This window comes from Rhodanobacter sp. FW510-R10 (genome assembly GCF_058781105.1).
In genome coordinates this window covers 3,080,727-3,093,740 of record NZ_JBYSWL010000001.1, presented here as the reverse complement: position 1 = coordinate 3,093,740, position 13,014 = coordinate 3,080,727, and the positions used below count along the sequence as shown (strand labels likewise).

Below are 13,014 nucleotides of genomic sequence, written 5' to 3'. Positions count from 1 at the left end.
CTGCTAGCTGCGCGGCTGGCCGTCGTTCCCACCTCGCCGGTGTCCACGGTCGTTCGACCGTGGGCCAGCCGAACGGGGGTTCGCGTTCGACCGCGGCTCAGCGGGGCGTGGGTTCGCGTTCGACCGATCGCGCGGGTTGCTGTAGCTGCGCGGCTGCTGGTATTGCGGTGCACCCATCCGTGCGTCGTTGCGCGTGCGCTCGGTACGCATGGGTCGCTCGACGTTGACCGGGCGTTCGCCCGCGGGCGCGCGGTAGCCCCGTCCCGGCCTATCCTCGGCGAAGCCGGTCGGACGCTGGCCGGTGGCCTCGCGGTAGCCCCGCTCAGGTCCGCCTTCGGCGAAGCCGGCCGGACGCTGGCTGGTGGCCTCGCGGTAGCCCTGCCCAGGTCTGCCTTCGGCGAAGCCGGTTGGACGCTGGCCAGTGGCCTCACGGGATCCTTGCTCGGGCCTGCGCCCGACTTGGTCGATCGGGCGCGCATCGTCGCGTGTTTGCACGCGTCTTTGGTAAGTCGCTCGATCGGTTGCCGCGGCAACTTCCGGCCGCCCACGGTTGATCGTGGCCCGTTGGCCGCGATCCATGCTGGCATCACGGCGCATCGCATCCTGGTTCCGGGTCGGCGGCAGGCGCTGTTCATTGGCCATCCGCACTTCCCGGGCCGTGGCTTGGCGGCGGATGCCGTTGGCGCCGCCGTTGTAGCTCGTGCGTGTGCGGTTGACGATGGTGTTCTGGTGCACGATCACCGTGTTGTTGTAGACGTTGGTGACGTGCATGCGACCAAAGTTCACCACCGCGCGGTTGTAGGCAAACCTGCCATTATCCCAGCGGCCGCCGACGAAGCCGATGCCGCCGTAGCCATAGCCATAATTCACCCCGCCGTAGAAGCCGACGCGTGGGCCCCAGTAGCCCGGGTGCCAGCGATAGAAGTTGTCGTAATAAGCCCAATAACCAGGCGTCCACAACATGCCGATCGCGGGCGGCAGCACCCACGCGCCCGGCACCCAGTAGTAGCCGTCGCCGTCGTACGCCCAGTAGCCTGGCGTCCAGATGTACCCGGGCGCGGGCAGCGCGGGCTGCATGTAGACCGGCAACGGTGGTGGCGCGAAGCCGACGCTGATGCCGACACCGATGCTGACCTGGGCTTGTGCGGCCGGCAGCGGCAGCAGGGCCAGGGGCATCGTCAATGCCGCACACAGTGCAAGCGTGGTGATGGGTTGTCTGGCGCTCATGGGAATTCCTCGGTTCGGCTCATGGACGGCAACAGCTATTGTCCAGCATGGCTGTACGCCGGCTGATCGGGCGATTGCTCGTGCTTTCCTCAGCCGGCTTGCGGGGTGCCGCAACCGGCTCAACGGGCGGCGTCTGGCGCAGTTGACCGCGTTGCGCGGCCGCATTCAGGCGCCGGATGGCCGGCGAGCAGCCATCCGCCATGAGGGGCGACCGCACAGGGTAGGCGGTGTGTGGACGGCTGCCACATGGTGCGTCAGCTGCCGTGCACCTGCATGCGATGCGCTGGCGTGGCGCTAGCGGCCGCTGAAATGCGCTTGGCGTTTTTCCAGGAACGCCGTGGTGCCCTCGTGCATGTCCTCGCTGGCGAAGGCCAAGGCAAAAGCCTGGGTCTCGAAGGCGAGGCCCTGGTCGAGCGCGGTTTCGCCGCCATCGAGGATGGCCTCGAGGATGCCGGCGGCGGCCAGCGGCGCACTGTCGGCAAGGTGCCGGGCGAGCCTGGCCACGGCCGCATCGAGCTGCTCGGCGGCGACGACCTGGGTGACGATGCCAAGCGTGTAGGCACGCTGCGCATCGATCGGGGCGCCCGTCAGGCACAGCTCCAGCGCGGCACCGCGGCCGGCCAGGCGCAGCAAGCGCTGGGTGCCGCCGAAGCCGGGGATCAGGCCAAGCTTGATCTCGGGCTGGCCGAAGCGGGCCTTCTCGCTGGCGATGCGCAAATGGCAGGCCATCGCCAGTTCCATGCCGCCGCCCAGGGCAAAGCCCTGGATATGCGCGATCACCGGCTTGCGCAGGCGTTCGATCGCGGTCATCAGCTGTTGCCCGCGGCGGGAAAAGTCCTGGGCTTGCCGTGGCGTGTAATCATGCATCTCGGCAATGTCGGCGCCGGCTACGAATGACTTGTCGCCGGCGCCGCCAAGCACCACCACGCGCACGTCGTCGTCGGCCGCGGCCTGGGCGAAAGCAATGCCCAGCTCGTTCAAGGTGTCGCGGTTCAAAGCGTTGAGCTTGTCGGGGCGGTTGACCGTGATGCTGCGGACCCCGTCGTGGTGGCTGATTTCCAGGTTGCGATACGCCATGGGATGCTCCTGCGTGCCAGGTTGCCATGTTAGCAGCGGGAACCTTTGTGCCCGTCGAGGTTCCCAGATGGAGCGATACTGGTCTGTCGCCATGGCATGATTCGCGCGGGCTGCGGGCATGTCGCGACGCCGGTCGATCCGAATGGAGGGATGCATGCCCAAGGCAGTTGGCTTGCTGCTGACGTTCCTGGCTTTGCAGGTGCTGGTTGCCGCGGCGGCTCCAGCCCAGGGCGTGGCGTCCGCGCCGGGCAACGCGCCGGCCCCGGCGAGCTCGGCCGGCATCGATACGGCGCAGCTCTCCTACGCGATTGGATACCAGATTGGCAGCCGGTTCGCCGCCGGCAGGCCCAAGGTGGACATGGTGATCCTGCGCAAGGCCATCGACGACGCTTATGCGCAGCGTCGGCCCAGCGTTTCGATGCGCGACATGCACTGGCAATTGCACCTGCTGCAGCAGCACATGCACACCGAGGCGCTGACCGAATTCCGCCAGATCGCGGCGCAGAATGCACAGAAGAGCCACGCGTATCTGGAAGCGAACGCCAAGCGCCCCGGTGTCGTGCGCCTGCCCTCCGGGATCGAGTACTCGGTGTTGACGAAGGGCACGGGCACGGTCAAGCCGGCGGTCAACAGCCGGGTGACGGTGAACTATCGCGGTATGCTGATCGACGGCACCGAGTTCGACAGTACCTGGGCGCATGGTGCGCCGGTCAGTTTCACGGTGGACAAAGTCATCCCCGGCTGGCAGGACGTGATTCCACGCATGCGCGTCGGTGATCGCTGGAAGGTGGTGATTCCCCCGCAACTTGCCTATGGTGAGGAAGGCGCGCTGCCACGGATTGGACCCAATGAAGCTCTCGTGTTTGAAATTGAGTTGCTGGCCATCAACCAGGGTGGCAAGTGAATTAGCCCACGCGACCCGGCGTGTCAGCGCCTCTGCGGTTGCGGCTTGCCATCAGCCGACATGCGTCATCGCACGCTTGATGCCCACGTCGTGCGAATCATGAAACCTTCAGTGACAACTGGCGGCGCAGCGGAGATGACAGCGGTGTTGACCCCATGCGTCGGCGTCTGTCGACTGGACGAGCGCGGCCTGTGCGTGGGCTGCCGGCGCAGTACGGGGGAAATTGCCGCCTGGCGGAGTCTTCCCGACGTCGAGCGCATCCGCCTCATGCGCGATGTGCTGCCGGCACGCAAGTCCCGCTGATGGATGCCTTGCGCGATGCCTTGCGGCCCTTGTCAGATCCGCCTTCACCACCAGGCTGGAATCATCAGGCGCTGACGGGCTTGGTGGAGGACATCAGCCGGCGTCCCGCTGCGGTGCTGCTGGGCATACGCGACGATGCGCAGGCGCGGTTGGTGTTCACCGTGCGGCGCGATCACTTGCTGTTGCATGCCGGGCAGGTCGCGTTCCCCGGTGGCGGCAGCGAGCCTGCCGACGGTGGCAGCGCACTGCTGACCGCCTTGCGCGAGAGCGAGGAGGAGATTGGCCTGGCCCCGGCGCTGGTGACGCCGCTCGGCTATCTCGATTGCCTGGAAACCACCAGTGGCTTTTGCGTCACGCCGGTCGTGGCGCACATCGCGCCGCACGCGCCACTGGTGCCGTCGCCGGACGAGGTGGCCGAGGTGTTCGAGGTGCCACTGGGGTATTTCCTCGATCCGCGCAATCGACGCTGCTATACCATGGAATTTCGCGGACGCCAGCATCCCATGGTGGAGTTCGTACACAGTGGGCACCGCATCTGGGGCGCCACCGCTGCGATTGTCGACAATCTGTTGCACAGGATGAAGAAGCCATGACGCTGCACACGACCTTGATGGACGCCGCGACCTTGCATGCCTTGCCGGCAGACCAGGTGCTGATCGTCGATTGCCGTTTCGACATGGGTGGCCCAGCCAAGGGGCATGACGAATTCCTGTGCGGCCATGTCCCGGGGGCGGTGTATGCCAGCCTGGACCACGACCTGTCCGACCTGTCCCGCCAGAAAGAAGGATTGGGCCGCCATCCATTGCCGCTCGAGGCCGCCTTCAGCCGATTGCTTTCGGCATGGGGTTGGCATCGAGGCCTGCAGGTGGTGGCGTACGACGCCGGCAGCTCGGCGATGGCTGCGGCGCGCTTGTGGTGGTTGCTGCGCCTGGCCGGTGTCCCTTCGGCCGTGCTGGACGGCGGTTACGCGGCCTGGCTGGCGGCGGGATTCCCGATCGAGAGCGGCGAGGCGAAACCGCGTGAGCCGACCACGGTATCCGTGCACTACGATGCCAGCCAAGTGGTCATCGACCACACCCACCTAGGTGATCGCCACGACCTGGTGCTGGACGCGCGGGCCATGCCGCGTTTTCGCGGCGACGTCGAACCGCTGGACCGGGTCGGCGGTCACGTGCCTGGGGCGCGCAATCGCCCGTTTGAGCAGAACCTCGCCAGCAACGGCCACTTCAAGAGTGCGCCTCAGCTGCGTGAAGAATTCACCGCGGCGCTCGGCACCACGGCACCCGGCGCGGTCGTGCACATGTGCGGCTCGGGCGTCACCGCCTGCCACAACCTGCTGGCCATGGAATATGCCGGCTTGACTGGCTCGCGCCTGTACGCCCCGTCCTGGAGCGGCTGGATCAGCGATCCGGCCCGCCCGGTCGCCACCGGCGACGCGTAGGCGCCGCCCCCGGGCCCGCATGACGCTCGCGCCGACGCGTACATGATCCGCGGCCCTGACCTCGTTCCATCCCGCCTTCATCCCCGCCTTGTCCGTCATTCCCGTGTGGATTCAAGTCCCAAGTGCATCGCGGGCCCCAACCTTCCGCCGCCATCCCCGCACCCACCGCGTCGTCATCCCCGCGAAAGCGGGGATCACGACGGGCGGTTTTTCGGCGTCCGCCGCGATGCCGTGGATGAGGCAAAGGCGATTCCACAAACGTTCCGGACAGTAGTGCGCTTGACCGGCCCTTCGGCCGTTGAAAAGCTTCAGCGCTTGCCCTTGGCACGCGCGGCCATCCATTGCTGCAACGTGGCCTGCGTCTGCGGTTGGAAGAACGCGTCGGTGAACGCATCCAGCGGCAGGGCATCCAGGTCGGCGTAGGCGCTGGCCAGATCGGCACGCGCCAGTTCGCGGGTGGCGAGCATGGCGGCCGCGGGCAGGGTCAGCAGGGCTTCCAGCCAGCGCGTCGCCCGCACGACCACCTGCTCGACGGGAACCAACTCGTCGACGAAACCACAGGCCAACGCCGCGTCCGCTTCGAGCATGGTGCCGGCCACCAGCAGACGTTCGGCGCGGCGCCGGCCGACCACGCGGCGCAAGGCAAGCTGGATGCATTCGGGCACCAGCAGCCCGACCTGCACTTCGTTCAATCCGATTTTGAACGCACCTTCCGCCATCACCCGGTAATCGCAGAACAGGGCGAGTACGGCGCCACCCGCCGGGGCGTGCCCGGTGACCGCGGCGGCCAGCGGAATGGGCGCGCGCGCCAACGTCGCGCACAGGGCGAAAAGCTCGCCCCAGTATTCGCGCACGCCACGCCGGTCCTTGGCCAGCAAGGCCGGGATGTCGACGCCGGCCGAGTAGAGCCCTGGCGCGCCGGACAGCACGATGCCGCGCACGCCGTCGCGCACGCCGGCCCCGACCGCGCTGCGCAGCGCCTGCAGCAACTCCAGGTCCAAGGCGTTGACTGGTGGCCGCGCGAGGTTGATCTCGCGCACGGCGCCGTGTTCGATGATGTTCAGCATCGCCTACTCCTGATCGATGTCAACGTGGTTGTTCCGCCGCCGTCCACTGGTAGCGCACGGCGTAGTCGAGCATCGCCTCGCCGTTGGCCGGCACGTTGACGCGGAACTCCAGCAGGTCCGGGTTTTGTGCGGTGGGTTTGCTGCTGGAGGAGGTCAGGGTCCACTGCCGCCAGCGCTGCGGATAATCGCGCACCGTCACCACGCGGGCCGTGTCGCCGGCATTGCTGAGACGGATGCGGAAGGCCTCGTCCATGCGATGCGCGGGCGCGTCCACCTCGAATTTCGTGCGCTCACGCGTGGCGCGCAGGTCAAACGCGGTGCCCAGTGTGATCGATGCCTGTTGGGCTTTCGGCGTGTCGTTGATGCGGTCCTCGCCGATGAATTGCAGCGTGCCGCTATGGTCCGCGCTGAGCACGCGCAAGTAGCCGGCGGGCAGGCTGTCAAACGCTTTGAAGGCCAGCATGCTGGTGATCCCACTGCCCTCGTTTGGCGCGAAGTCCGGATTCAACATGGGCTGTGGCGGGCGATAGCCGGGGCCGCCGACGCTGTACAAGGCAGTGCGTTCGCATTCGACCGTGCGCGTCGCATACAGCGGTACCTGGCTGACGCTGTCGTTGGGCAGGTCGATGGGTGTGGGCAGCGTATAGCTGCGGTAGTCGGCCAGACTTGCCTGCTCGGGCAGATCGGCCATCTTGGCTTCGGCGCCGAAGGCGCGCGCCATCATTGGGCGCGGCGCGGAGCTCTTGGCCATGTTCGGTTCGCCAGCGATCAAGGTGAGGTGCAGGCCGTGCCAGTCGCGACCGCTGCGATTGGCGATGCTGGCGTTGGCGGCAAACTGCATGCGGCAGGCGGCGCCTGGTGCCAGCGTGCCGACATAGGCGGCGCGCCAGCCGAGCCCAGCCGTCGGGTAGCTCAAGTTGGCGGTGACTGGGCCGGCGTGGGCAGCGTCGATCCGCAGGTCGAGGCGCAGGCCGGAAGGTACTTCGGCGGTGACCGAACGCACGGCCGCGTACTGCGTGACCACGGTGCCGTGGCCGGCGTCATCGCGCACCAGCAGCCCGCCGCCGGTGCGCAGCAAGGTGCCCTTGGCCAGGGACTCGCCGCCGCTGCCGAGGACCTCCACCTGCTGGCCACGCAGCGCCGCGAGCGCCGCGTTGGCGCCGTGCGCGAGCAGTACGCGCTGGGATAGGACGCTGCCGGCGCCATCGGGCAGGCCGAGCGACAGGGCTTCGGTGTCGATTTGCGTCGGCATGCCCGTCAGGCTGACATCGTGCACGCCGGCGGCGAGTTCGAGCGTGCGTGGTTCGTGCACGACGGCATAGCCGGCATCGACGTCCCCGTCGGACGCGCTTGCATACAGCGCCGGGCTGTCGCTGCGGTAGACCGTCACCTGCGTGGGGTTGGCGGCCTGCGCTGCAGCCAGGGTCGCCAGCATGAGCGTGCCGGCAGTCGCGGTGGTGAGCACCATGGCGCGGATGGGCATGCGCTGTTCTCCAGGAGGGGAATGCGGACCATGGTACCTGCCCAGCGCCGAGCGCAACCCCCGGGAGCGTGGGCGAGCGACGTCAGCCCGCCGAGAGCGCGGTGACCGCAGCGCGGATGCTGGCGGGCAGTGGCGCCGGCTGCCCGGTCGCCGGGTCGACCCACACCATGACCACGTGTCCGTCGCAATACAGGCAATTGGCGTCGCCCGCACTGACGATACGGTGGGCCAGGGTGATCGAGGTGGTGCCGGCCCGCGTGCAGGACAGCTCCACCGCCAGCGCTTCAGGCCAGGCGATGGGCCGACGGTAGTTCAGCTCGGCGGCAGCGACCACTGGCATGCCAGCAGGACCATGCCAGTCCGGGACGCCCTGCATCCATTGCAGGCGCGCCTCTTGCAGATAGACCAGGTAGGCGGCGTTATTGACGTGGTTGAAGGCGTCGAGGTCGCCCCAACGCGCGTCCATGTGCGCGACGAAAACCGGTCGCATGGAGCCCGGCTCCGATACGTCGGCAAGTGGCGGGGCGGTGGTCTTGCTCATGCCGCGGATTGCCGCTTGCCGCGGCGTGCCGAAGCGGCGTTCTTGCCGATCGCGGCGAGCTGCCCCGCGCGCTGGGCGCCGGCGCCAAGGTGCGGTCCCAGGAACTGGCCGGTATAGGACCCTGGCGTCGCGGCGACGGTTTCCGGCGTGCCGGTCACCAGAACGCGGCCGCCGCCAGCGCCGCCCTCGGGGCCGAGGTCGATGATCCAGTCGGCCGTCTTGATCACGTCGAGGTTGTGCTCGATCACCACCACCGTGTTGCCCTGGTCCACCAACTGGTGCAACACGTCCAGCAATTGCTCGATGTCCTGGAAATGCAGGCCGGTCGTGGGCTCGTCCAGGATATACAAGGTATTGCCGGTATCGCGTTTGGACAGCTCGCGCGAAAGTTTCACGCGTTGCGCCTCGCCGCCGGAAAGCGTGGTCGCGCTTTGTCCGAGCTTGATGTAGTCGAGGCCGACGGCGCGCAACGTCTCCAGCTTGCGCGCGACGACCGGCAGGTTTCCCAGCAGCTGCAGCGCCTCCTCGACGGTCATGTCGAGGACGTCAGCGATGGTGTAGCCCTTGTACAGGATTTCCAGCGTCTCGCGGTTGTAGCGCTTGCCGTGGCACACGTCGCACGGCACGTAGACGTCCGGCAGGAAGTGCATCTCCACCTTGATCAGGCCGTCGCCCGCGCAGGCCTCGCAGCGGCCGCCGCGGACGTTGAAGCTGAAACGGCCCGGTGTATAGCCGCGGGCACGGGCTTCGGGTACCTGGGCGAACATCTCGCGCAGTGGCGTGAACAAGCCGGTATAGGTGGCTGCGTTGGAGCGCGGCGTGCGGCCGATCGGTGACTGGTCGATTTCCACCACCTTGTCGAACAGCTCCAGGCCGGTGACCGCCTCGTACGGCGCCGGCTGCGCGCTGGCGCCATTCAAGCGCTCGGCGGCGAGACGGTACAGCGTGTCGTTCACCAGGGTCGACTTGCCGGAGCCCGACACGCCGGTGACGCAGGTCAGCAGTCCGGAAGGAATCGCCACATCGATGTGCTGCAGGTTGTTGCCGCTGGCGCCGCGGATGCGCAGCCATGAGTCGGGATCAGGCGCCGGTCGCCGCTGCTTGGGCACGCGGATGGCACGCTGGCCGGAAAGGTATTGCCCGGTGATCGAGCGCGGCGCGGCGAGGATGTCGCGCACCTGGCCAGCGGCGACCACTTCTCCGCCGTGGGTGCCGGCGCCCGGGCCAATGTCGAGCACATGGTCGGCGGCGCGGATCGCGTCCTCGTCATGTTCGACCACGATCACCGTGTTGCCCAGGTCGCGCAGGCGCTTCAGTGTGGCCAGCAGGCGTGCGTTGTCGCGCTGGTGCAGCCCGATGGATGGCTCATCCAGCACGTACATCACCCCGACCAGCCCGGCGCCGATCTGCGAGGCGAGGCGGATGCGCTGCGCCTCGCCGCCAGACAAGGTGTCGGCCTGGCGGTCGAGCGTAAGGTAGTTCAGGCCGACATCGCTCAGGAACACCAGGCGCTCACGGATCTCCTTGACGATCTTGGCGGCGACCTCACCACGCCAACCGGGGAGTTGCAGCGAGGCGAAGAACGCCTTGGTGTCGTCGATCGAGAGCGCGCCGAGTGCCGGCAGCGCCAGGTCGGCCACGAACACGTTGCGTGCCTCGCGGTTGAGGCGCTCGCCACGGCAGGCCGGGCAAGGCTGTTCGCTGATGTACTTGGCCAGCTCGTCGCGCACCGTCGGCGAATCTGATTCCTTGTAGCGACGCTCCAGGTTCGGCAGGATGCCCTCGAACGTGTGTTCGCGGGTGACCTCGCCGCCGCGTTCGGTCAGGTAGCGGAACGCGATCTTCTGTTTGCCGCTGCCATACAGGATGGCCGTCTGGACGTCCTTTGGCAGGTCACACCAGCGTGTATCGGCATCGAAGCCGTAATGCTTGCCGAGCGAGAGCAGCATGCGGTAATAGTGCGGGTTGCGCCGGTCCCAGCCGCGGACCGCACCGCCGGACAGGGGCAACTGCGGGTGGGCGACCACGCGCGCAGGGTCGAACACCTCTTTTACCCCGAGGCCATCGCACTCGGGGCAAGCGCCTACCGGTGAGTTGAACGAGAACAGGCGTGGCTCCAGCTCGGGCAGCGAGTAGTCGCAGACGGGGCAGGAAAACCGCGAGGACAAGAGCAGCGGTGGGGCCGCGGCGTCGTTCATGTCGGCCACGGTCAGCAGGCCATCGCCGATGCGCAGCGCGGTTTCCACCGATTCGGCCAGGCGCTGGCGGATGTCCTCGCGCGGGCGGAAGCGGTCGATGACCGCCTCGATGGTGTGCTTCTGGCGTAGCATCAGCGGCGGCACCGCGTCGAGGTCGTATACCGCACCGTCGATGCGGGCGCGCACGAAACCCTGGGCCCGTAGCTGGTCGAGGACTTGCACGTGCTCACCCTTGCGCTCGCGCACCACCGGTGCCAGCAGCATGTAGCGGCGTGCGGGGTCCAGGGCCAGGATCGCGTCGACCATCTGGGTGACCGTCTGCGCCTGCAGCGGCGTGCCATGATCGGGGCAGCGCGGGGTGCCGACGCGGGCGTAGAGCAGGCGCAGGTAGTCGTAGATCTCGGTGATCGTGCCGACTGTCGAGCGCGGATTGTGCGAAGTCGACTTCTGCTCGATGGAGATTGCCGGCGACAGGCCCTCGATGGCATCGACGTCGGGCTTTTCCATCATCGACAGGAACTGCCGGGCATAGGCCGACAGCGACTCGACGTAGCGGCGCTGGCCCTCGGCGTAGATGGTGTCGAAGGCCAGCGAGGATTTACCGGAGCCGGACAGGCCGGTGATCACGATCAGTTGATCGCGCGGCAGCTCGACATCGATGTTTTTGAGATTATGGGTGCGTGCGCCGCGGATTCGGATGGTATCCATGCCGATCGGATATGGGGCAAATAAAGAACTATAGCAACCCGCCGGCGGAAGCGATCTCCTGCCGCCTTGCCAACCGGCCCGCGGCGACGCGGTCAGCCTTGTTGCGCCAGGATTTGACCCGGTCCGGGCGGAATCACTATAATCCCCGGTCCGGCTGGCCTAGATGCCCGCCGTGGCCACACCCAAGAGAATAACGACAGAAGGGCATACCAATGAGCTACGCAGTCATCAAGACTGGCGGCAAGCAATATCGCGTGCAGCAGGGAGACGTGCTGCGGGTCGAGCTGCTGGCAGCCGAGGAGGGCGCGACAGTGACGTTCGACCAGGTGTTGCTGCTCGGCGACGGCGAAGCGGTCAACGTCGGCACGCCGCTGGTCGAAGGCGCCACGGTCAGCGCCACCGTGCGCAGGCACGGCCGCGCGGACAAGATCCGCATCATCAAGTTCCGCCGGCGCAAGCACTACAAGCGCCAGCAGGGCCACCGCCAGCATTTCAGCGAAGTCGAAATCACGGGCATCAACGCCTGAGCAACTGGAGCATCAGTCATGGCACACAAGAAAGGCGTAGGTTCCAGCCGTAACGGTCGCGATTCGAACCCGAAGTACCTCGGCGTCAAGCTGTACGGCGGCCAGGCCGCGGCAGCCGGCAACATCATCGTGCGTCAGCGCGGCACGCAATTCCATCCCGGTACAGGCGTCGGCCTGGGCCGTGACCATACCTTGTTTGCGCTGGTCGACGGCAAGGTCCAGTTCAAGGTGCGCGGCGACAAGAATCGGCGTTTCGTCGACGTCGTTCCGGACAACATCCCCTCGAGCTGAGCCAGGTACGCGGAATCAACTGCAAGGCCCTGCCTCGGCAGGGCCTTTGCTTTTGTGCCGCGGGCTGCGCGCGCTTTCCGCTATCCTGACCGCGCCTGCCGTGCCCCGGATCCGTTATGAAATTTGTCGATGAAGCGCGTATCACGGTCCAGGCCGGCGATGGCGGCAACGGCTGCGCCAGCTTCCGGCGCGAGAAGTTCATCCCGCTCGGTGGCCCGGATGGTGGTGACGGCGGGCGCGGCGGCTCGGTCTGGCTGGTGGCCGACGAGGGCTTGAACACCCTGGTGGATTTTCGGCACCAGCGCCATTTCAAGGCCCAGCGCGGGCAAAACGGCATGGGCAGCCAGATGTACGGCCGGGGCGGCGAGGACAACGTGATCCGTGTGCCGGTCGGCACCGTGGTCAGCAACGTCGACACGGACGAGGTCATTGGCGACCTCACCGCCAATGGCCAGCGCCTGCTGGTGGCGCAGGGCGGCAAAGGTGGCCTCGGCAACATCCACTTCAAGAGCTCGGTCAACCGTGCGCCGCGCAAGGCCACGCCGGGCACGCCGGGCGAGGTGCGCGAGCTGAAGCTGGAGCTGCGCGTGCTGGCCGACGTCGGCCTGCTCGGCTTTCCCAATGCCGGCAAGTCCACCTTCATCCGCGCCGTGTCGGCGGCGACGCCACGGGTGGCGGACTACCCCTTCACCACCTTGCATCCGCATCTTGGCGTGGTGCGCCTGGGGCCCGAGCAGAGTTTCGTCATTGCCGACTTGCCGGGCCTGATCGGCGGCGCGGCGGAGGGCGCCGGGCTGGGCATCCAGTTCCTGCGCCACGTCGCGCGCACGCGCCTGTTGCTGCACGTGGTCGACATGGGTTCAGCGGACGCTGCCGACATCGCAGCCCAGGTGCGCGCCATCGAGCGCGAGCTGGTGAGCTTCGATCCCGGGCTGCTCGAGCGCCCGCGCTGGCTGGTGCTGAACAAGGCCGACATGCTCCCGCCCGAGGAACGCGAGCCCCTGGCCCGCAGCATCGTTGCCGAGCTGGGCTGGACCCGGCCGTGGTTCGTGGTCTCGGCATTGGCTCGCGAGAACACCATGGCCGTATGCCGGCAGGTGCAGCGCTTTTTCGAAACCACGCAGCAGGCCGCCGCCGACCGCGTGGACATGTTGCCCGGCGACGTGCGGGGGCGCGGGGACGATACTCCGGCCTGAACAGGCGCAACGGCTCCAGTTGTGGCCGCCCATGATAATGACTATCATTCG

At 67.4% G+C, this 13,014-nt stretch carries 11 protein-coding genes and 1 pseudogene; 6 read left to right on the top strand and 6 right to left on the bottom strand.

The window, feature by feature from the left end; translation table 11 throughout:
• Positions 1-3 precede the first annotated feature (3 nt).
• Complete coding sequence (locus AC3WJB_RS13420) at positions 4-1,227, bottom strand: YXWGXW repeat-containing protein (protein WP_492682346.1); 1,224 nt, start codon at positions 1,225-1,227, stop codon at positions 4-6.
• A gap of 294 nt (positions 1,228-1,521) precedes the next feature.
• On the bottom strand, positions 1,522-2,304 hold the full coding sequence (locus AC3WJB_RS13415; protein WP_492682344.1) for an enoyl-CoA hydratase/isomerase family protein: 783 nt from the start codon (positions 2,302-2,304) through the stop codon (positions 1,522-1,524).
• A 154-nt stretch (positions 2,305-2,458) separates the two neighbouring features.
• Between AC3WJB_RS13415 and bamJ the strand changes: the two genes are divergently transcribed.
• The 3 genes and pseudogenes from bamJ to AC3WJB_RS13400 all read left to right on the top strand — a co-directional run bounded on the left by bamJ (position 2,459) and on the right by AC3WJB_RS13400 (position 4,952).
• The gene (gene bamJ, locus AC3WJB_RS13410; protein WP_492682342.1) at positions 2,459-3,208 is read left to right on the top strand and encodes a BamJ family beta-barrel-assembly machinery protein; all 750 of its coding nucleotides are present in this window, start codon (positions 2,459-2,461) and stop codon (positions 3,206-3,208) included.
• A gap of 99 nt (positions 3,209-3,307) precedes the next feature.
• Positions 3,308-4,104 (top strand): annotated as a pseudogene (locus AC3WJB_RS13405) (NUDIX hydrolase).
• A complete protein-coding gene (locus AC3WJB_RS13400; protein ID WP_492682340.1) occupies positions 4,101-4,952 on the top strand; it encodes a sulfurtransferase in 852 nt (283 codons plus the stop codon). The pseudogene AC3WJB_RS13405 and the gene AC3WJB_RS13400 overlap by 4 nt, the downstream one beginning before the upstream one ends.
• A 308-nt stretch (positions 4,953-5,260) precedes the next feature.
• Here the strand turns inward: AC3WJB_RS13400 and AC3WJB_RS13395 are convergent, their stop codons facing one another.
• The 4 genes from AC3WJB_RS13395 to uvrA all read right to left on the bottom strand — a co-directional run bounded on the left by AC3WJB_RS13395 (position 5,261) and on the right by uvrA (position 10,949).
• Complete coding sequence (locus AC3WJB_RS13395) at positions 5,261-6,019, bottom strand: enoyl-CoA hydratase/isomerase family protein (protein ID WP_492682338.1); 759 nt, start codon at positions 6,017-6,019, stop codon at positions 5,261-5,263.
• Positions 6,020-6,038: 19 nt separating this feature from the next.
• Positions 6,039-7,502 (bottom strand): DUF4139 domain-containing protein, encoded by a 1,464-nt coding sequence (locus AC3WJB_RS13390; protein WP_492682336.1) that lies wholly within the window; start codon positions 7,500-7,502, stop codon positions 6,039-6,041.
• Between the two features lie 82 nt (positions 7,503-7,584).
• Positions 7,585-8,043 (bottom strand): acyl-CoA thioesterase, encoded by a 459-nt coding sequence (locus AC3WJB_RS13385; RefSeq protein WP_492682334.1) that lies wholly within the window; start codon positions 8,041-8,043, stop codon positions 7,585-7,587.
• Positions 8,040-10,949 carry an excinuclease ABC subunit UvrA gene (gene uvrA / locus AC3WJB_RS13380; protein ID WP_492682332.1) on the bottom strand — a complete coding sequence of 970 codons (2,910 nt, stop codon included), beginning with the start codon at positions 10,947-10,949 and terminating at the stop codon, positions 8,040-8,042. Before uvrA ends, AC3WJB_RS13385 begins: the two co-directional genes overlap by 4 nt.
• Positions 10,950-11,161: 212 nt before the next feature.
• Here uvrA and rplU point away from each other — a divergent pair, with 212 nt between their 5' ends.
• The 3 genes from rplU to cgtA all read left to right on the top strand — a co-directional run bounded on the left by rplU (position 11,162) and on the right by cgtA (position 12,963).
• Entirely contained in the window at positions 11,162-11,476 is a 315-nt protein-coding gene (rplU, locus tag AC3WJB_RS13375) for a 50S ribosomal protein L21 (protein ID WP_492682330.1), read from the top strand.
• Positions 11,477-11,494: 18 nt separating this feature from the next.
• Entirely contained in the window at positions 11,495-11,767 is a 273-nt protein-coding gene (rpmA, locus tag AC3WJB_RS13370) for a 50S ribosomal protein L27 (protein ID WP_492682328.1), read from the top strand.
• A 116-nt stretch (positions 11,768-11,883) separates the two neighbouring features.
• Entirely contained in the window at positions 11,884-12,963 is a 1,080-nt protein-coding gene (gene cgtA / locus AC3WJB_RS13365) for an Obg family GTPase CgtA (RefSeq protein WP_492682326.1), read from the top strand.
• Positions 12,964-13,014: the final 51 nt, after the last annotated feature.